The organism is Comamonas sp. JC664, assembly GCF_042647185.1.
The window spans coordinates 1-16,858 of record NZ_JBHRUZ010000026.1; the positions used below are offsets into that span (position 1 = coordinate 1).

Sequence of the window (16,858 nt, forward strand, 5' to 3'; positions counted from 1 at the left end):
CACCGGCCAGGGTGGCTGCGCCGTAGGGCGAGCCGCCCTTGGCTGCGACAGGTCAAACTGCGAAGGCAGGCCAAACCGGCGGGCACGATCACCATGCCGTGGTGGGCCAGGGTGTTCCAGAACGAGGTCACGGTGGTTTCCTGGCCGCCCAAGGTGCCCGTCGACGTGAACACGCTGCCGACCTTGCCCGACAGCGCGCCCTTGGCCCACAGGCCCCCAGTCTGGTCGAGGAAGCTGCGCATCTGGCCGCTCATATTGCCAAAACGGTGGGGGTGCCAAAGATGATGGCGTCGTACTCTGCGAGCTCGGCTGGCGTGGCCACAGCGGCTGCTGGTCCACCTTGCCGCCAGCGCTGGAAAGCCTCTTGCGGCATGGTCTCGGGTACGCGCTTGATGACCACCTCGGTGCCGGCGGACACTGCGTGCGCCTTCGGCGATCTTGCCGGCCATGGTCTCGATGTGACCGTACATGGAATGGTAGAGAACCAGAACTTTAGCCATGGTGAATATTTCCTTGTCGATGAAGAGGGACCGCTACAGCGGTGGGAGCGTCTCCAGAACCGGTATGCGATCCGTTCTTGGCGCCTGGATCTACTGTAGGGCGTCTGCGCCTGTTTGGGGTGCCTCGGTTTGAACGCAGCGTTTGCATGGATTTGAACAATCGCCGCCAGCGGCATGGCGCGCCAGAGCCTTCCTGGGCTGGTGCGATCACCAGGCGCTGCGCCGCCAAGAGCACTGGCACAGCGCCTGCACCTTGGTGAGGCATGGCGCGTGCGCGGGTAGACCACGGAGAGCGCGCGGCTGCGGCCTTCCAGCGCGGGCAGCAGCCGCTCCAGCCGGCCATCGGCCAGCGCATCGCGCACCGCAAACCCCATCACCTGGGCCACGCCCAGGCCGGCAATCGCGCCTTCGATCAACGGGTCACCACTGTCGAACCTGATCGCGTGGGCGCGGGCCAGTCGATGGTGCTGCCGTCGGGGTGGCGAAACTGCCAGGGCACGGCAAAACCCGGTAGTGGTTGTAGACCGACAGGCAGCGGTGCGTGGCCAGCTCTTGCAGGTTTTGCGGCCGGCCGTGGCGGGCGGTATAGGCCGGTGAGGCGACCGTCACCCAGTGCAGCGGCGGCAGCGGCCGGCCGATCATCCGGCTGTCGAGCAAGGGGCCGATGCGCACCGCAGCGTCAAACCCTCGTCCACCATGTCCACCAGGCGGTCGGTGAAGCTGGCCTCGATCTGCAGGCCGGGTGCTGCTGCAGCAGCTGGCCCAGCAAGGGTGTCAGCACCATGCGGCCGAGCACCGAAGGCGCCGTCATGCGCAGCACACCGGTGGGCTCGCAGCGCCGGTCCAGCAGCTGCTGCTTGGCATCGTCCAGCCCGGCGATCAGCGCGGCACTGCGGTCGACCAGCAGGCAGCCATCGGGGTCAGCGACACATTGCGGTATTGCGGTGCAGCAGGCGCGTGCCCAGGTCGGCCTCCAGCTGCGCAATGGCGCGGGAGATGCGCGACTGCGTGGTGCCCAGGCTGTGCGCGGCCTGGGTAAAGCTCTTGTGCTCGGCCACCTTGATCAGCATCTGTACCGCGTTCAAATCCATGGATGGCTCCGGCAAAGGTATTGATTCATTTTTGCATAAGTAAAAGATAGGTTTGCTATTTATCTTCGTTATTGATTTAAATACCATGGCGCCATGACCGGTCATCACCCGCCTGCAGGCACCCAGTGCTGCAGGTTTTCTGCGCGCAGACCGCGCCGCATGCTTTTTCCCTTGTCGGAGTGATGACGTGACCCTTGAAGAACCCCTGCGCCAGCCTGCTTTGCTGCGCCATCCGCGCGCCGCGCTGGCCTTGCTGTCGTTTGCGCAACTGCTGATTGCGCTCGACGCGACGATTGTCTTTGTCGCGCTGGATGCCATGGGCCAGCAGCTGCAGCTCGATGCCCGCCACCTGCAATGGGTCATCAGCGGCTACAGCGTGCCTTTTGGCGGCTGCCTGCTGCTGGGCGGGCGCTGCGCTGATCTGCTGGGCCAGCGCCGCATGTATGTGGCAGCGATGGCGCTGTTTGGCCTGGCTCCTTGGCTGGCGGCTTTGCGCATCTGCCTGGCAGTTGGTGGCGGCGCTGCCGGCAGGGGGTGGCAGCGCGCTGCTGTTCCGGCCACCTTGTCGATGATCAATACCTTGTATGCCGCAGGCGCTGCGCGCAACCGTGCGCTGGCCGTGTGGAGCATGGCCAGTGCCGGCGGGCTGGCGGCTGGCGCCTGCTGGTGCCTGCTGACCCAGACCCTGGGCTGGAACTGGGTGCTCTGGGTGCTGGTGCCGATTGCCTGGCCCTGCGCGCTCGCCGCTGGCCGCTACCTGCCTGCGATGCCAGCAGTGCCGGCTGCACAGCGCCGCTTTGACCTGCTGGGCTGCATCAGCGTGACCGTCGGTGCCAGCGCCTGGGTGGCGCTGCTGGTGCAGGGCCCGCAATGGGGCTGGGCTGACGGGCGCACACTGGGCCTGCTGCTGCTGGCGCTGGCCGCGCTCGGTCTATTCTGGCGCACCGAAGCGCGGGTGGCGGCGCCCCTGATGCCGCTGGCCATGCTGCGGGTGGGCAGCTTGCAGACCAGCATGCTGCTGGCCATGCTGTTCATGAGCAGCTACGGCGTGCAGTATTACTTTCTGGGTCTGTATTTTCAGCAGGTGCTGGGCTGGAGCCCGCTGCAGGCCGGCCTGGCCTTTGTGCTGCGACGGCGGTGTGCACCTGGGCATACGCCTGGCCGAGCGCGGCCTGGCGCAGCAGGGCACCCGCAGCGTGCTGCTGCGGGGCTGGGCCGCCGGTGTGCTGGGCATGGTCTGGATAGCTGCGGTGCTGCCGCTGGCCGGCAACTATGCCTGGCTGGTACCCGGCTTTGTGGTGATGAGCCTGGGCCAGGGTGCGAGCTGGACCGGCATGTGGGTGCTCGTGGGCCAGGGTATTGCGCCGGCGCGCAAGGCGTGGCGTCCGGTGTGGCTGCCACCGCGCAGCAGGTGGGCGCGGCGCTGGGCCTGGCGCTGCTAGTGATGCTGGCGGCCGCGCCGCTGGCTGGCTGGAAGGGGCTGGCGCTGAGACCATCCGCCAGGCCAATGCCCGGGGCCTGCAGCATGCGCTCTGGGGTGCCGCGGGCCTGGCCTTGCTGGCCTGGCTGGTATGTCTGCGCATGGCCAAGCCGCAGACCCAGTCCCGCAGTGCATCCCAGGAGGATGGCGAAGCAGCGGCTTGCGCCTGAGCCAGCTGCGCTGCGTCAGGCGGCGGCCTTACAGCGGCTGCACCAGGTAGACGCAGCGCTGGCCGCCGTCGAGCAGGTATTCGCTGCGCTCCAACGTAGCCAAGCCTGCGACCACCTCCTGGAACAGCGCCTGCTCCGAACGGCAAAAGCCCCGGCAGCTCTGTGCCGCAGCGCAGATGGGGCAGTGGTGCTCCACCAGCAGCCAGCCTTGCGGGTGGGGCTCGACATGGGCCATATAGCCCTCTTGCGTGCGGACCTCGGCCAGCTGCGCCAGGCGCTCGGGCAGTCCGGGGGCGGTGCAGGCCTGGCGGTAGCGGCTGCGTGATTGCGCTTCGCGCTCGCTGATCAGGCCGTCCATGCCCTGCTGGCCAAAGAGCTTTTCGATGGCGCCAATGAGCTGCACCGTGAGTTGCGCATGGCATCGGGAAAGTAACGCTGGCCCGCAGCCGTCAAGGTCCACAGCTGGCGCGGCCGGCCGCGCCGCCGGTTTTTTGCAGATCGGCCTGCACGAGGCCCTGGTCAGCCAGCTTGTTGATCTGCTGGCGAGCGGCCTCGGCCGTCATCTGCAGCGTGCGCGCCAAGTCGGCGGTGCTGGCGGGGGCCTGGCGCTTCAGAGCTTCTAGCATGCGCATGGTGGACGAGGGGTCGATGGGGAGCGATGGCATTTATTTATACAAGTGATAGCTTGTTTTATTGCTGAGAGCGTGGGATTATCAAAGACAATACTTGCATTATTTCACAACCAGGAATGGCATGGCATCCTCAACTTCATCACCCCTCACCACAGGCGCCGCGCCCGTGCCCGAAGCGCCTGCGGCTGGGCCCAGCTGCTGGGCCGGCCCATGGCCTCAAGGCGCTGGCGCTGACCGGCGCGGTGGCCATGCATGCGATCAATGTGCATATCGTCACCACCATCCTGCCCTCGGTGGTGCAGGAGATTGGCGGCCTGGCCTGGTATGCTGGAGCACCACCTTGTTTGTGGTGGCCTCGATCATTGGCGCGGCACTGGCGGTGCGCATGCTGGCCCGCTGGGGCGCACGCGGCGCCATGCTGGCAGGCCTGCTGGTGTTTGGCCGGGCAGCTTGCTGTGTGCAACGGCGCCATCGATGCCGATGCTGCTGCTGGGCCGCCGCGGTGCAGGGCCTGGGGGGCGGCGCGGTGGGGGCGCTGAGCTATACCTTGATCCGGCTGGTGTTTCCGCCCGCGCTGTGGCCGCGCGCGATTGGCTGATCTCGGCCATGTGGGGTGTGGCGACGCTCAGCGGCCAGCCGTGGGCGGCCTGTTTGCCCAGGCCGGCCAATGGCGCCTGGCCTTTGGCGCCTTGTTTGCCCTTGCTGGTGCTGCAAATGCTGCTGGTGCAGCGCCAACTGGCCCCGCAGCGCCTGCTGCGCAGCACACCTGCGCAGGACGGCCGCATTGCCGGGCTGCAGATTGTGCTGCTGGCGCTGTCGGTGCTGTTGGTGGCGGCGGCCAGTGTGGTGACTGCACCGCTCTGGCAATGGCTGCTGGGCGCGGCAGGCTTGCTGGCCGGCGCGGCTGCGATCTGGCATGAGCGCCGCGCCAGCCGCCGCCTGCTGCCCCAGGCAGCACGGCGCTCGGCCACCGCTGGGCATGCTGTACGCCGCCGTCGCCCTGCTGCTGGTGGGGACGATGACCGAGGTGTTTGTGCCCTATCTGCTGCAGCACTTGCATGGCTTGCAACCGTTGACGGCGGGCTATGTGACGGCTTTGCTCGCCGGCGGCTGGTCGGTGGCGTCGGTGTTGTTCTCGGGCAAAAGTGGCCGGGCCGGCAGGGCACTGATGCTGATCGGCCCGGTGCTGTGCACGTTGGCCCTGGTGGCCTTGGCGCTGGCCAGCCCTGGCAGGGGATGGCGGCGCTGGTGGTCTGTGGCCTGGCGCTGGCTGTGCTCGGTCTGGGGTGGGCATGGCCTGGCCCCATGTGCTCAATGCCATCATGCACAGCGCCAGTGCCCAGGAGGCCGACAGCGCCGCATCGGGCATCACGACGGTGCAGCTCTATGGCATGGCGGTCGGTGCGGCGCTGGTGGGCCTGGTGGCCAATGCGCTGGGGTTGACCCGCGCTGGGCGACCCGGCAGCGCTGGGCCGCTCGGCGCTCTGGTTGTTTGCCGTGTTTGCGCTGTTCCCTGCATTAGCGGCCTGGTCGCTGCGGCGATTTTTTGCGCCGTGCTGCAGCGCTCTGAGGCATAAAAAAACAGCGGAGCCACCTGCGTGGTCTCCGCTGTTGTGGCGGTGCAGGAGCGGCTGTTTAGCCCAGCAGCAGCGCATCATCGGCGAGTTTTTCGCCGCGCACCTTCTCGAACATCTGCAGCAGATCGGGCACGTCCATCTTGGCGCGTTCCTCGCCGCTGACATCGAGCACCACCTGGCCCTGGTGCAGCATCACGGTGCGGTCGCCCACATCGAGCGCCTGGCGCATGCTGTGGGTGACCATCATCGTGGTCAGTTGGCCTTCTTCGACGATGCGGGCGGTGAGTTTGAGCACAAAGTCGGCGGTGCGCGGATCGAGCGCAGCGGTGTGCTCGTCGAGCAGCAAAATGCGCGAAGGCTGGAGCGCTGCCATCAGCAGGCTTACGGCCTGGCGCTGGCCTCCCGAGAGCAGGCCGATGCGGTCGGTCAAACGGTTTTCCAGGCCCAGGCCCAGGGTGGCGAGCTTTTCGCGGTAGAGCGCACGGTTGGCTTGCTTGACGGCCTTGGACAGGCCGCGAAAGTTGCCGCGCTCATGCGCCAGGGCCATGTTCTCTTCGATCGACAGGTCTTCGCAGGTGCCGGCCATCGGGTCTGGAACACGCGGGCCACTTTGTGCGCGCGGTCCCAGACGGGCTTGCGCGTCATGTCTTCGCCGTCAATGACGATGCTGCCCGAGTCGACCATCAGGTCCGCCGAGATGGCGTTCAAAAAGGTCGATTTGCCCGCGCCGTTGGAGCCGATGACGGTGACGAACTGGCCGGCGGGAATATCCAGCGCCATGCCGCGCAGCGCGCGGGTTTCGATCGGGGTGCCGGGGTTGAAGGTGATCTTGAGGTCTTTTGCGCTCAGCATGTCTCTCTCCTTGTCAGTGCTTTTTCGCAAAACGACGTTTGAGCTGGGGGATGACCAGCGCGATCGTGACCAGCAAGGCGGTGACCAGGTTCAGATCCTGGGCCTTGAGGCCGATGAAGTCGCTGTTGAGCGCCAGCGCAATGAAGAAGCGGTAGACGATGGCGCCGAGGACCACGGCCAAGGTGGCCAAATCAGCTTGCGCGAAGGCAGGATGACTCGCCCACGATCACTGCTGCCAGACCGATCACGATGGTGCCGATGCCCATCGAGCTGTCGGCGCCGCCTGGGTCTGCGCAAACAGCGCGCCGGCCAGGCCGACCAGGCCGTTGGAGACCGCCATGCCCAGCAAGATCATGCCGCCGGTGTTGACGCCTTGCGCGCGGGCCATGCGGGCATTGGTGCCGGTGGCACGAATGGCCAGGCCCCGCTCAGTCAGGAAGAACCAGTCCATCGCCAGCTTGGCGAGCACCACAATCGCGCACATCAGCAGCGGACGGAACACATAGTCTTCAATGCCGGCCGGTTTGCAGCTGGTTGAAGAGCGTGGGGTCGTTGATCAGCGGCACATTGGGGCCACCCATGATGCGCAGATTGATCGAGTACAGCGCGATCATCATCAAGATCGAGGCAAGCAGGTCCATGATCTTGAGCTTGACGTTGAGCCAGCCGGTGATCAGGCCAGCGACCGCACCAGCCAAGGTGGCACCGATGGTGGCCAAAAGGGGCTGTAGCCGCCGGTGATCATCACCGCGCAGACGGCGGCGCCCAAGGGAAAGCTGCCATCGACCGTCAGGTCAGGAAAGCGCAGCAGGCGAAAGGAGATGAACACACCGAGCGCGACCAGCGCAAAGATCAGGCCGATCTCGATGGCTCCCAAAAATGAAAATAAGGTCATGGAGTTTTCTTATCAGAGCTAGTCCGGATAACAAACAAGCCCCGCTTCTGGCGGGGCTGCGTCTTGTCACCCCCTGCGCTGTGCGGGTTGCACAGCCACAGGTGAGGCGGCATCCATCACTGAATGACTTTGGCAGCCGACTTGACCAGCTCGTCGGACAGCTTGATGCCTTGCTTTTCGGCGGCACCGGGGTTCACATGCAGCTCCATCTTGCTCGAGACTTCGGTCTTGATGTCGCCGGGCTTTTCACCCTTGAGGATGCGGGCCACCATGCGGCCGGTCTGCTCGCCCAGATCGCGGTAGTTGATACCCAGGGCTGCCACGGCGCCACGGGCGACGGAATCGGTGTCCGAGGCGACCAGCGGCAGCTTGGAGTCCTGGCCGACCTTGACCAGCGCTTCATAGGACGACACCACGTTGTTGTCGGTGTTGGTGTAGATCACATCGGCCTTGCCCACCAGCGAGCGCGCTGCGCTGGAGACATCGACGGAGCGGGGCGCTGCGGCTTCGACCAAGGTCATGCCCATCTTGGGCAGCAGCTCCTTGAGTTCCTTGACCACCACGGCAGAGTTGGCCTCACCGGGGTTGTAGACCATGCCCACGCGCTTGGCGTTGGCACCACTTTCTTGAGCAGTTCCATCTGCTTGTCCAGCGCCAGCAGGTCGGAGACACCGGTCACGTTGTTCTTCGATGGCTCCCAGCTGGGCACCAGCTTGGCGGCCACGGGGTCGGTCACCGCGGAGAACACACGGGCACGGTCTTGGTGGCAGCCACCACGGCTTGTGCCGAAGGCGTTGCGATGGCCACGATGGCATCGGGCTTGTCACCGACAAACTTGCGGCGATCTGCGCGGCGGTGCCAGGATTGCCCTGGGCGCTTTGGTACTGCCACTTGAGGTTCTTGCCTTCTTCAAAGCCCTCGGCCTTGAGTGCGCCTTGACGCCGTCGCGCACTGCGTCCAGCGCAGGGTGCTCCACGATGGCCGTCACAGCTACAGATTTCTGGTCTGCTGCCTGTGCAGGCGCGATGGCCGCGATTGCCAGTGCCACTGCGCCCAAGGGGGCCCAAGCCAATTTCTTCATGCGTATATCTCCGCCAGGTTTGTTGAATAGCCTGCGGTAGTGCCCCAGAGCACTACCGCTTCATCTGCCCCAGTAACAACAGGTGGCAAACAGGTAGCAGCAGTCTACACTCCAGCACCCATGGGATGACACATTTGTGATCTATGGATTGCCCTAGTTGCAGCCCTGCTGAGAAGCTGTGCTGGCTTGCGCAAGTGGCCACATGATCACAGTAATATTTCTCAAAATAGTCTTTTTGATCAATAAAAATGTGTTTGACTGAGAAATATGCAGCGCTGTGGCAATAAAACTGTGCGTAAAATTTGGCCTGCCGCAAAGCCAGCATGCGGCGATTTCGCGCATGCGGGTAATCACCGAGGCGCAGATTCCTGATCGGGGCCGGCCCACTGCAAGGCGGCCTTGAGCAGGTTCTGGCGCGTCGCCAGCTGCTCGAGCGACGTGCGCATCTCCGGCTCGAGCTCACTGCGGCGGCTCAAGATCGAAAAGGATTTGGGGCCGGGTCCGGCCACCATCGCCATTGGTAGTAAGGGTCGAGCGCCACGACGTAGTAGCTGACACCAAAGGGCCGAAGCGGCTGATGCTGAAATGCACGGGTATCGGCAACTGGTAGTGGCTGCTCAGCGCCGCGCCCTTGGCATCGACCGGCGCCATGTAATCCTGCCGGCGGTCCCAGCGGTTGGACAGGGGGTCGTACGAGGTCGCGATCACTCGCACGCCACCGTCGTAGCGCTGCAGAAACTCGTAGCGCTCCCGGGTGCGCAGCGCGTCCTGCGGCTCCTCGACCTTGGCGACCTTGTACCACAGGCCCATGAAGCGCTCCAGATCGAGGTTGGCAGCCGATACCAGGGGGGCAGGGGCCACCGCAGCAGCATGCGATGGCGCGGCAGCCTTGGGTGCCGCAGCGGGAGGGGGGCGCTTGGCGCGTTTGCTGGATGCAGCGGGCGCCGCATCCGCCGCGGGGCGGCCCATGCTGCCACCGGCCCAGAGCACGCCGGCCAGCAGTGCGCTTACCAGCTGGAGCCAAGGATGGGTCCGAGCATTGCCCGCCGGCACCCGGCCCTGGCAGGGGCGGGTTGAACTGAAAGGCGTGGGAAGCGTGACCAGACAAACATAGGACCATTGTCTGCACGCCCGTCAGGGCGCGCTTGTCGGCCAAGTTCGGCAATCGATCGCGGGCCGGCCCGTGTTTGCCCTGCCATGGAAACCCGCAAGAAGCAGTGCTAACGGCGGTGTTTACATGCCGTGTAGTTGGGGCCGCCGCGCCTTCGGGCGTGACCCAGACAATGTTCTGGGTCGGGTCCTTGATGTCGCAGGTCTTGCAGTGCACGCAGTTTTGCGCATTGATCTGCAGGCGCTGGGCGTTGCCGCCTGGCTTTCATCTGCCACGAACTCATAGACCCCTGCCGGGCAGTAGCGCTGCTCGGGGCCGGCGTACTGGGCCAGGTTGATCTGCACCGGCACGCTGCATCTTTCAAGGTCAGATGGGCGGGCTGGTCCTCGGCGTGGTTGGTGCCGCTGATGAAGACGCTCGAGAGCCGGTCAAAGGTCAGCTTGCCATCGGTTTTGGGGTAGACGATGGGCTTGCATTCCGACGCGGGCTTGAGGTAGGCGTGGTCGGGCTTGTCGCGGTGCAGGGTCCAGGGCATGTTGCCACGCAGCACAAACTGCTCGAGGCCATTCATGATGGAGGCGGTGACCAGGCCCTTCTTGAACCAGCTCTTGAAGTTGCGGCTCTTGTTGAGCTCGTCGTACAGCCAGCTCTTTTCAAAAGCGGCAGGGTAGGCGCTCAGCTCATCGCCCTGGCGGCCCGCGGCAATCGCCTCAAAGGCCGCTTCTGCGGCCAGCATGCCGGTCTTGATCGCGGCGTGGCTGCCCTGATGCGGCTGACGTTCAGGAAACCGGCATCGCAGCCCACCAGCGCGCCACCGGGGAACACGGTCTTGGGCAGGCTCATCAGGCCGCCGGCGGTGATGGCGCGCGCGCCATAGCCAATGCGCTTGGCCGGCTTGATGCCCTTGGACTCGTCGCCTTCGAGGTAGTAGCGGATGTTGGGATGGGTCTTCCAGCGCTGCATCTCTCGAACGGAGACAGGTAGGGGTTCGAATAATCCAGACCGGTAATGAAGCCCAAGGTGACCTTGTTGTCGTCCAGGTGGTAGAGGAAGGCGCCACCATAGGTGTCGTTGTTCATCGGCCAGCCGGCGGTGTGCATCACAAAAGCCGGGCTGGTGGCGCTGGGGATCGATCTCCCACAATTCCTTGACGCCCAGGCCATAGGTCTGCGGGTCCTTGCCTTCGTCGAGCTTGAACTGGCGATCAGTTGCTTGCCCAGGTTGCCGCGCGAGCCTTCGGCAAAGATGGTGTATTTGCCATGCAGCTCCATGCCCAGCTGGAACTCGCCGGTGGGCTCGCCGTTCTTGCCGACGCCCATGTTGCCGGTGGCCACGCCCTTGACCGAGCCGTCGTCGTTATAGACCACTTCAGCGGCGGCAAAGCCGGGGAAAATCTCGACGCCCAGGGCCTCGGCCTGCTCGGCCAGCCATTTGACGACAAAGCCAGCTGCACGATGTAGTTGCCTTCGTTGTGAAAGCAAGGGGGCAGCAGCCAGTTGGGGGTGCGCAGACCGGATTTTTCGCTGAGGAAAATCATCGCGTCTTCGGTCACCGGCTGGGTCAAAGGCGCGCCCTTGGCTTTCCAGTCGGGGATCAGCTCGGTCAGCGCGCGCGGATCCATGATGGCGCCCGACAAGGTGTGCGCGCCAGGCTCCGAACCTTTTTCCAGCACGACGACGGAGACATCGCTGCCTTTTTCCGCTGCCAGCTGCTTCAAACGGATGGCTGTGGCCAAGCCGCCTGGGCCGCCGCCGACGATGACGACGTCGTACTCCAATCGACTCGCGGGGGCCATATTGGGCCAGTATTTCTTCGTTGGTCATCGGGGCTCCGTACAATTCTTTTCAAGCGGGGTGGCAGGCATGCGGCAGATCTGAGCCTGGGTTGCATGCAGTGCCATGGATTTTATGAGGATGTTGCAGTGCGGTAACCGCCCTGATCCTAGGGTTAGCCCTAGATTTGGGCGCTTCTCCGCTCTGATTTCTGAGACAGGGGCTTTGTGCCTGTGAAAGTCGGCGACAAGGCTGGGCGCGGACGCCTGCCACCTCACCGTAAATGACAGTCTATGAAAATCTTGCTGCCTGACCACAAACGCTGGGTTCATGACTCGGTGATGACGTTCGCTGGGGGGATATGGACAGTCTGGGCCATGTCAACAACACCGTGTATTTTCGCTACATGGAAAGCGCGCGCGTGGAGTGGCTGCGCTCTTCGCGCGACACGCCCCATGGCGAGGGGCAGGGCCCGGTGGTCGTCAACTGCTTTTGCAACTACCTGCGGCAGATCGAATACCCGGCCCAGCTCGTCGTCAAGATGTATGTCAGCGATGCGGCGCGCACCGCCTTTGAGACCTGGTACCACATCGAAAGGCAGGATGCGCCCGGCGAGGTCTACGCCAGCGGCGGCGCCACCGTGCTGTGGGTGGATTTTGCGCGCCAGAAGGCGGTGGATCTGCCCGGCTGGATGCGCGGCATGGTGGAAGGCTGATAACACCGGATTTTGCTGCGTTTCGCTGGTTTGCTATGCAATATATAGCAAATCAAGACTTGTGGCAGTTTTGAGGTTGGCCGGTACCTGGCGTCATGCGATGCATCGCGCGCAGACATGAAAAAGCCCGGTGAAAGCCTTCCCTGGCGGGAAGTCTTGCACCGGGCTGAACACCTCAGGGCGAATCCGCGCGGGTCAGCGCAGATCAGTGGCGCGGCAGCGCGTAGGCGATCACATAGTCGCCCCGGTCGGGCGAGTTGCGTGCGCCACCGGCGAGACCAGCACAAACTGCTGGCCCGTCACCGGCGACTGGTAGCTGATGGGCGTGCCCTGGCTGCCCACGGGCAGGCGGGCTTTCCACACTTCCTGGCCGGTGCCGGTTTCATACGCGCGCAGGTAGTAATCCTGCGTGGCAGCGATAAAGACCAGGCCGCCTTGCGTGGCCATGGGTGCCACGATGGTGGCATGCCAATGGGGATGGGCAGGCCCATCTTGATGCCAAAGGGCCCCGTGTCCTTGACGGTGCCCACCGGCACTTGCCAGGCGATCTGCTGGGTCTTGAGGTCCACGGCGGTCAGCGTGCCAAAAGGCGGCTTCTGGCAAGGGATCTCCAGCGGCGACATGAAGCGCACCTTGCGTTGATCGCGTAGGGCGTGCCATCGAGCGGCACCGGCTTGGTGATCGCAGCGCCTCGTTGCCGTCGGACTTGGCGCCGGCGTCGGCCGGGTCGGCCTTGATCAGCTGCACTTCCAGGCCCACGCGCATGTCATTGATGAACAGGTAGTTGTGGTCGGGTCGACCGAGATGCCCCCCAGTTCATGCCGCCCAGCGAGCCGGGCAGGTTCAGCGAGGCATCGGTGCCGGTGGCGTGAACAGGCCGGTGTAGCGCTTGGACTTGAACTTCAGGCGGCATAGCAGCTGGTCAAACGGGGTCGCACCCCACATGTCGGATTCGCGCATGTCATCGGCACCGATATTGGGCATGCCCACCGAGAAGGGCTGCGTGGGCGAGTAGGTCTCGCCGTCGATCTTGCCAGCGGGCACGCGGCGCTCTTCAACGGCGGTCAGGGGTTGGCCGGTCGCGCGGTCCAGCACAAAGATCTGGCCGGCTTGGTGCCGAACACCAGCGCGGGCGTGGTCTTGCCGCCAGCACGGGGAAGTCCACAAACGAGGGCTGCATCGGCACATCGAAGTCCCAGAGGTCATCGTGCACGGTCTGGTAGACCCATTTTTCCTTGCCGGTGCGGCATCGACGGCCAGCATCGATGCGCCGTACTTGCGGTCCAGCGCGGTGTGCTTCACACCCCAGAGGTCGACTGCTGCGCTGCCCACGGGCATGAACACGGTGTTGGACTGCGGGTCGTAGGACATCGGTGCCCAGACATTGGGGGTCGAGCGCACATAGGTCTTGCCGTCGGCAGGGCGGCCTGGTCCTCGGGGTTGCCCGGGTCAAAGGCCCAGCGCAACGCGCCCGTCACCACGTCAAAGCCACGCACCACGCCACCAGGCATGTCGGTGCTGACGTTGTCGGCCACGCGGCCACCAATCACGATGGTGGTGCCCGCCAGGGTCGGGGCGGAGGTGGGGTAGTACTCGCCCTTGTCGGCGCCCTTGCCCATGCCGTTGCGCAGGTCCACGCGGCCATGGGTGCCAAAGTCTTCGCAGAAGCGCCGGTGTCGGCGTCAAGCGCGATCAGCTCGGCGCGACGCTGTTCATCAGAATGCGGCGCTGGCAAGCGGCGCCGGGCGCCACACTCACGGCCTGCACTGGCGTTGCGCCGGCCATGCTGGGCTGGCCGAGCGGCTGGGCCGCATCAAAATAGGCCAGGCCACGGCAGCGCATCCACTTTTCTGCTTGGCATTGATCTCGGTCTTCCATAGCTCTTTGCCGTAGTGGCGTCCAGCGCAATCACATTGTTGTGCGGGGTGCAGACAAAGACTGTTGCCATCTGCAGCGGGGTCAGCTGGTCTTCAGCGCCGCCGCCGCAGGGCTCACCGGCACATCGCCGGTCTGGTAGCGCCAGGCCTCTTGCAGATCCTTGACATTGCTGCGCGTGATCTGGTCCAGCGCCGCAAAGCGGGTGCCCCCTGGCGTGCTGCCATAGTGCGCCCAGTCGGCAGCTGCCTGGCCCTTGGCCACCGGTTGGACCACGGTCGCATCCGATTTGGCCGACACCGAGGCGTGGGGCAGGAACATGCCGCCCACGGTAGCGAGGCAGGTCAGCAGCAGCAGGCCTGCGACCACGGTGGAGCCAGACTTGCCGGGCGCCTGGCCGCGCGCGCGGCGCAGCAAACGGGAAGGACAGTGCCACCAGAATGCCGATACCGGCGAGCAGCAGCAGGCGCGAGACCAGGGGCCAGAAATCCAGGCCCACATCGGCCAGCGCCCAGACGGCGGTGGCCAGCAAGGTCAGCGCATAGAGCCAGGCGCCGCCGGGGCGCGCAGCGGCAATCAGCAGGCCCGAGAGGATCAGTGCAATACCGCTGATCAAAAAGTACCAACTACCCTGCAGTGCCACCAACTGGTAGCCATAGATAGCAAAGAACAGGCCTGAGGCCAGCAGGCACAGGCCCAGGAAAAGCAGCCAGGCTTGGAAGCCAGGCTGGGTCGCTTGTTATGTTTATCCATTGTCACTATTAGGTTATGCGAATCGCCGCATCGCCGTGGGTAGGCGGATGGCGGGCCTGGGCCGCAAAGCCTCGCAGGCCCATCGCATGGGCTGGAGAGAGGCGCGGCTTGATCTATGTCATGTCCGCGACAGCGCATTATCGCGCGGAGCAAAGCCGGGAGGGCGGTAGGTGCAATTTTTGCCGGCGAGCTAAGTCCCAGCACTTGCAAGCAAACACCAGTGCAGCGTGGTGTGACCCAGCGACCGGTATCCGGTCGGCCCGATTAGGCTCAAGAAGCGTCGGCCTTGGGCAGCGGCGCCTGCCAGCGCGCGATAAACCAGAAATAAAAGCCCGCTGCTGCAAAGATGGCCGCCATCACGCCCAGCAGCAGCTGCATGTCGGGGTTGTGGGCATAGGGCCCCAGATGAACCCGGCCCAGCAGCACAGCCACGACCACGGCCGAAATCACCGCGCAACGCCGGTTGCGTGCCAGCACCCGTTTCTCGGCCTGCGCAATGAACAGCTCGGCGTGCTCGCCGCTAAAGCCCGCCGCATCCAGCTTGGCCAACAAGTCTTCGCGCGACTTGCCTTTGAGGATGTCGCGTGCCAGCAAAAACGAAGAAATTTGTTGGATGCGGATCGGCCATGGTGTGAGGAGAAAACAGCAGGAAGGAGCGTAGAGCGCGCGCAGGCGCAGGCCGCCCATTGTGCCTGCCTTGGCGAAGCCCTGGATAAAGCGGGCTTGAACCTAGGGTAAACCATATATTTCGTCAATAGATATGTAATATATGACTAAATGACTAGTTAAAAGGAATAATATGACGCTTTAATATATTCATTTTGACAATGCTTGGTTGTAACATTTGTCCATCATCCACCCTGATCAGAGAGCCTGACATGAGCGACAAATCCAGCAAAAAGACCGCCCAAACCTCCTCCTCCAGCGCCGCCAAGGCCGGTGCCGGCGACAAGAAAGTCACGATTTTGGGTGCCGGCAAAATCGGCTTTGCGATGGCCGTGCTGCTGCAGGCCGCCGGCGGCTACCAGCTGCGCATTGCCGACCAGTCCAAGGCGCAGCTCAAGGCCGCTGCGGCGCTGGGGCCTGGAGACCGTGCATATCGGCAAGGGTGGTGACCTGTTGCCTGCGGTGCAGGGTCAGTTTGCCGTGCTCAATGCGCTGCCTTTCCACATGGCCACCGAGTGGCCGGCATCGCTGCCGCCATGGCGTGCATTACTTCGATTTGACCGAGGATGTGCAGTCCACCCACGCAATCCGCAAAATCGCCGCCAAGGCCGGCAGCGTGCTGATGCCCCAGTGCGCCTGGCTCCCGGCTTTATCGGCATTGTCGGAACGACGTGGCCAAGCATTTCGACACCTTGCACGACTCAAGATGCGCGTGGGTGCGCTGCCCGCTACCCGCAGGGCAGCCTGCGCTACAACCTGACCTGGAGCACCGAAGGCCTGATCAACGAGTACATCAACCCCTGCGAAGCGCTGGTGGATGGCCAGCCGCTGACGGTGCATGCGCTCGAAGGTCTGGAGACCTTTGCGCTGGACGGCATCGAGTACGAGGCCTTCAACACCAGCGGCGGTCTGGGCTCCTTGACAGAGACCTGGGCGGGCAAGGCGCGCAATGTGGACTACAAGTCCATCCGCTACCCCGGCCACTGCGCCATCTTGAAGTTCTTGCTCAACGAGCTCAAGTGCGTGACAAGCGCGAGCTGCTCAACGAGATCTTCGACAACGCCATTGCCGCCACGCGCCAGATGTGATCGTGGTCTTTGCCAGCGCCACCGGCTACAAGGGTGAGCGCCTGATGCAGGAGTCCTACTCGGCCGAATCGTGGGCACCACCGTCGCTGGCCATGCACTCACTGCCATCCAGCTGACCACCGCTGCTGGCATCTGCTGCGCGCTGGACTTGGTGGCCAGCGGTGTGCTGCCGCAAAAGGGCTTTATCGCGCAAGAGTCGATCGAGCTGGCGGACTTCATGGCCAACCGCTTTGGCAGTACTACCGCGTGCAGGATCTGAATGCATCGCTGGCAGCCTGAGCACTGAGGGCAGGGCCGCGCCCCTCGCAGCTCGCCCGGCGAGCGGCTGCCAACTCCTGCGCAAAGGCCTGGCGACAGCCCGGCGACCGGCGCTCTCCGGTGTGGGGTGCATACATCTATCCGCTAAAAAATGGCTGCTTTCGTCGCTGCAAGGGGAAGAAAGCAGCTATTATTTTTGTAGTTTCAGAAAGTATGTGCTGTGACTAAATGCTAGTCATCGCCCACTTCTGTACTGCGCGATAGATGACTTGTATCAAGCAATGTCTCTGCGGTGATCGATAGCGATTGCTTTGTTGCGCAAGCCAAGATAGATTGCGTCGG

21 protein-coding genes and 7 pseudogenes are annotated in these 16,858 nt (G+C 64.1%); 7 read left to right on the forward strand and 21 right to left on the reverse strand.

What is annotated here, in order from left to right; genetic code table 11:
• The 5 genes and pseudogenes from wrbA to ACFODQ_RS03945 all read right to left on the reverse strand — a co-directional run.
• Nucleotides 1–500: pseudogene (gene wrbA / locus ACFODQ_RS03925) on the reverse strand (NAD(P)H:quinone oxidoreductase); the annotation flags it as partial.
• A gap of 287 nt (nucleotides 501–787) precedes the next feature.
• Nucleotides 788–916 (reverse strand): annotated as a pseudogene (locus tag ACFODQ_RS03930) (LysR family transcriptional regulator); the annotation flags it as partial.
• Nucleotides 917–920: 4 nt separating this feature from the next.
• Entirely contained in the window at nucleotides 921–1,172 is a 252-nt protein-coding gene (locus ACFODQ_RS03935) for a hypothetical protein (RefSeq protein ID WP_377015197.1), read from the reverse strand.
• Between the two features lie 7 nt (nucleotides 1,173–1,179).
• Complete coding sequence (locus ACFODQ_RS03940) at nucleotides 1,180–1,485, reverse strand: hypothetical protein (protein ID WP_377015199.1); 306 nt, start codon at nucleotides 1,483–1,485, stop codon at nucleotides 1,180–1,182.
• Nucleotides 1,421–1,591 carry a LysR family transcriptional regulator gene (locus ACFODQ_RS03945; protein ID WP_377015201.1) on the reverse strand — a complete coding sequence of 57 codons (171 nt, stop codon included), beginning with the start codon at nucleotides 1,589–1,591 and terminating at the stop codon, nucleotides 1,421–1,423. Before ACFODQ_RS03945 ends, ACFODQ_RS03940 begins: the two co-directional genes overlap by 65 nt.
• 187 nt (nucleotides 1,592–1,778) lie before the next feature.
• Here ACFODQ_RS03945 and ACFODQ_RS03950 point away from each other — a divergent pair, with 187 nt between their 5' ends.
• Nucleotides 1,779–3,566 carry an MFS transporter gene (locus tag ACFODQ_RS03950; RefSeq protein WP_377015203.1) on the forward strand — a complete coding sequence of 596 codons (1,788 nt, stop codon included), beginning with the start codon at nucleotides 1,779–1,781 and terminating at the stop codon, nucleotides 3,564–3,566.
• Between the two features lie 124 nt (nucleotides 3,567–3,690).
• Here ACFODQ_RS03950 and ACFODQ_RS03955 read toward each other — a convergent pair whose 3' ends face one another.
• Complete coding sequence (locus tag ACFODQ_RS03955; protein WP_377015205.1) at nucleotides 3,691–3,867, reverse strand: MarR family transcriptional regulator; 177 nt, start codon at nucleotides 3,865–3,867, stop codon at nucleotides 3,691–3,693.
• A 172-nt stretch (nucleotides 3,868–4,039) separates the two neighbouring features.
• Here ACFODQ_RS03955 and ACFODQ_RS03960 point away from each other — a divergent pair, with 172 nt between their 5' ends.
• Together ACFODQ_RS03960 and ACFODQ_RS03965 are read left to right on the forward strand one after the other, a co-directional pair.
• A complete protein-coding gene (locus ACFODQ_RS03960) occupies nucleotides 4,040–4,471 on the forward strand; it encodes an MFS transporter (RefSeq protein WP_377015207.1) in 432 nt (143 codons plus the stop codon).
• On the forward strand, nucleotides 4,450–5,316 hold the full coding sequence (locus ACFODQ_RS03965; RefSeq protein ID WP_377015209.1) for a hypothetical protein: 867 nt from the start codon (nucleotides 4,450–4,452) through the stop codon (nucleotides 5,314–5,316). Before ACFODQ_RS03960 ends, ACFODQ_RS03965 begins: the two co-directional genes overlap by 22 nt.
• A 192-nt stretch (nucleotides 5,317–5,508) precedes the next feature.
• Here the strand turns inward: ACFODQ_RS03965 and ACFODQ_RS03970 are convergent.
• From ACFODQ_RS03970 to ACFODQ_RS04010, 9 genes and pseudogenes are all read right to left on the reverse strand, one after another.
• Nucleotides 5,509–6,230: pseudogene (locus ACFODQ_RS03970) on the reverse strand (ABC transporter ATP-binding protein).
• Nucleotides 6,231–6,315: 85 nt separating this feature from the next.
• Nucleotides 6,316–7,197 (reverse strand): annotated as a pseudogene (locus ACFODQ_RS03975) (ABC transporter permease).
• Between the two features lie 116 nt (nucleotides 7,198–7,313).
• Nucleotides 7,314–8,278: pseudogene (locus ACFODQ_RS03980) on the reverse strand (ABC transporter substrate-binding protein).
• 472 nt (nucleotides 8,279–8,750) lie between these two features.
• The gene (locus tag ACFODQ_RS03985) at nucleotides 8,751–9,605 is read right to left on the reverse strand and encodes a 4Fe-4S dicluster domain-containing protein (RefSeq protein WP_377015211.1); all 855 of its coding nucleotides are present in this window, start codon (nucleotides 9,603–9,605) and stop codon (nucleotides 8,751–8,753) included.
• Nucleotides 9,499–10,125, reverse strand: a complete 627-nt coding sequence (locus ACFODQ_RS03990) for a 4Fe-4S dicluster domain-containing protein (protein WP_377015213.1) — start codon at nucleotides 10,123–10,125, stop codon at nucleotides 9,499–9,501. Before ACFODQ_RS03990 ends, ACFODQ_RS03985 begins: the two co-directional genes overlap by 107 nt.
• Nucleotides 10,065–10,232 (reverse strand): hypothetical protein, encoded by a 168-nt coding sequence (locus tag ACFODQ_RS03995; protein WP_377015238.1) that lies wholly within the window; start codon nucleotides 10,230–10,232, stop codon nucleotides 10,065–10,067. The genes ACFODQ_RS03990 and ACFODQ_RS03995 overlap by 61 nt, the downstream gene beginning before the upstream one ends.
• A 75-nt stretch (nucleotides 10,233–10,307) precedes the next feature.
• Nucleotides 10,308–10,493 (reverse strand): annotated as a pseudogene (locus tag ACFODQ_RS04000) (hypothetical protein); the annotation flags it as partial.
• Nucleotides 10,406–10,708, reverse strand: a pseudogene (locus tag ACFODQ_RS04005) (NAD(P)/FAD-dependent oxidoreductase); the annotation flags it as partial. The pseudogenes ACFODQ_RS04005 and ACFODQ_RS04000, both read right to left, overlap by 88 nt.
• Nucleotides 10,594–11,184 (reverse strand): NAD(P)/FAD-dependent oxidoreductase, encoded by a 591-nt coding sequence (locus tag ACFODQ_RS04010; protein WP_377015215.1) that lies wholly within the window; start codon nucleotides 11,182–11,184, stop codon nucleotides 10,594–10,596. The pseudogene ACFODQ_RS04005 and the gene ACFODQ_RS04010, both read right to left, overlap by 115 nt.
• A gap of 338 nt (nucleotides 11,185–11,522) precedes the next feature.
• Between ACFODQ_RS04010 and ACFODQ_RS04015 the strand changes: the two genes are divergently transcribed.
• Complete coding sequence (locus ACFODQ_RS04015; RefSeq protein ID WP_377015217.1) at nucleotides 11,523–11,876, forward strand: acyl-CoA thioesterase; 354 nt, start codon at nucleotides 11,523–11,525, stop codon at nucleotides 11,874–11,876.
• Between the two features lie 231 nt (nucleotides 11,877–12,107).
• Here the strand turns inward: ACFODQ_RS04015 and ACFODQ_RS04020 are convergent, their stop codons facing one another.
• The 6 genes from ACFODQ_RS04020 to ACFODQ_RS04045 all read right to left on the reverse strand — a co-directional run bounded on the left by ACFODQ_RS04020 (nucleotide 12,108) and on the right by ACFODQ_RS04045 (nucleotide 15,191).
• Nucleotides 12,108–12,641, reverse strand: a complete 534-nt coding sequence (locus ACFODQ_RS04020; protein ID WP_377015219.1) for a hypothetical protein — start codon at nucleotides 12,639–12,641, stop codon at nucleotides 12,108–12,110.
• A gap of 78 nt (nucleotides 12,642–12,719) precedes the next feature.
• A complete protein-coding gene (locus tag ACFODQ_RS04025) occupies nucleotides 12,720–13,220 on the reverse strand; it encodes a hypothetical protein (protein ID WP_377015222.1) in 501 nt (166 codons plus the stop codon).
• The gene (locus ACFODQ_RS04030) at nucleotides 13,175–13,513 is read right to left on the reverse strand and encodes a hypothetical protein (RefSeq protein ID WP_377015224.1); all 339 of its coding nucleotides are present in this window, start codon (nucleotides 13,511–13,513) and stop codon (nucleotides 13,175–13,177) included. Before ACFODQ_RS04030 ends, ACFODQ_RS04025 begins: the two co-directional genes overlap by 46 nt.
• Nucleotides 13,514–13,568: 55 nt before the next feature.
• On the reverse strand, nucleotides 13,569–13,718 hold the full coding sequence (locus tag ACFODQ_RS04035) for a hypothetical protein (RefSeq protein WP_377015226.1): 150 nt from the start codon (nucleotides 13,716–13,718) through the stop codon (nucleotides 13,569–13,571).
• Nucleotides 13,719–13,835: 117 nt separating this feature from the next.
• Nucleotides 13,836–14,252, reverse strand: coding sequence for a hypothetical protein (locus tag ACFODQ_RS04040; RefSeq protein ID WP_377015228.1), 417 nt, complete (start codon nucleotides 14,250–14,252; stop codon nucleotides 13,836–13,838).
• Between the two features lie 522 nt (nucleotides 14,253–14,774).
• On the reverse strand, nucleotides 14,775–15,191 hold the full coding sequence (locus ACFODQ_RS04045) for a hypothetical protein (RefSeq protein WP_377015230.1): 417 nt from the start codon (nucleotides 15,189–15,191) through the stop codon (nucleotides 14,775–14,777).
• 191 nt (nucleotides 15,192–15,382) lie between these two features.
• Here ACFODQ_RS04045 and ACFODQ_RS04050 point away from each other — a divergent pair, with 191 nt between their 5' ends.
• The 3 genes from ACFODQ_RS04050 to ACFODQ_RS04060 are packed head-to-tail and all read left to right on the forward strand — an operon-like array spanning nucleotide 15,383 to nucleotide 16,517.
• Nucleotides 15,383–15,619 carry a hypothetical protein gene (locus tag ACFODQ_RS04050; protein ID WP_377015232.1) on the forward strand — a complete coding sequence of 79 codons (237 nt, stop codon included), beginning with the start codon at nucleotides 15,383–15,385 and terminating at the stop codon, nucleotides 15,617–15,619.
• Nucleotides 15,597–16,295: a saccharopine dehydrogenase family protein gene (locus ACFODQ_RS04055; RefSeq protein ID WP_377015234.1), complete on the forward strand. Its 699-nt coding sequence runs from the start codon at nucleotides 15,597–15,599 to the stop codon at nucleotides 16,293–16,295. The genes ACFODQ_RS04050 and ACFODQ_RS04055 overlap by 23 nt, the downstream gene beginning before the upstream one ends.
• A gap of 33 nt (nucleotides 16,296–16,328) precedes the next feature.
• Entirely contained in the window at nucleotides 16,329–16,517 is a 189-nt protein-coding gene (locus ACFODQ_RS04060; protein ID WP_377015236.1) for a hypothetical protein, read from the forward strand.
• Nucleotides 16,518–16,858: the final 341 nt, after the last annotated feature.

Coding starts and splice junctions, on each gene's coding strand:
- ACFODQ_RS03945 (WP_377015201.1), bottom strand. CDS start 1,591: ATGGATTTGAACGCGGTACAGATGCTGATCAAGGTGGCCGAGCACAAG.
- ACFODQ_RS03955 (WP_377015205.1), bottom strand. CDS start 3,867: ATGCTAGAAGCTCTGAAGCGCCAGGCCCCCGCCAGCACCGCCGACTTG.
- ACFODQ_RS03990 (WP_377015213.1), bottom strand. CDS start 10,125: ATGCTGGCCGCAGAAGCGGCCTTTGAGGCGATTGCCGCGGGCCGCCAG.
- ACFODQ_RS03995 (WP_377015238.1), bottom strand. CDS start 10,232: ATGAGCCTGCCCAAGACCGTGTTCCCCGGTGGCGCGCTGGTGGGCTGC.
- ACFODQ_RS04010 (WP_377015215.1), bottom strand. CDS start 11,184: ATGGCCCCCGCGAGTCGATTGGAGTACGACGTCGTCATCGTCGGCGGC.
- ACFODQ_RS04015 (WP_377015217.1), top strand. CDS start 11,523: ATGGACAGTCTGGGCCATGTCAACAACACCGTGTATTTTCGCTACATG.
- ACFODQ_RS04020 (WP_377015219.1), bottom strand. CDS start 12,641: ATGCGCGTGGGCCTGGAAGTGCAGCTGATCAAGGCCGACCCGGCCGAC.
- ACFODQ_RS04035 (WP_377015226.1), bottom strand. CDS start 13,718: ATGCGCTGCCGTGGCCTGGCCTATTTTGATGCGGCCCAGCCGCTCGGC.
- ACFODQ_RS04040 (WP_377015228.1), bottom strand. CDS start 14,252: ATGTGGGCCTGGATTTCTGGCCCCTGGTCTCGCGCCTGCTGCTGCTCG.
- ACFODQ_RS04045 (WP_377015230.1), bottom strand. CDS start 15,191: ATGGGCGGCCTGCGCCTGCGCGCGCTCTACGCTCCTTCCTGCTGTTTT.
- ACFODQ_RS04050 (WP_377015232.1), top strand. CDS start 15,383: ATGAGCGACAAATCCAGCAAAAAGACCGCCCAAACCTCCTCCTCCAGC.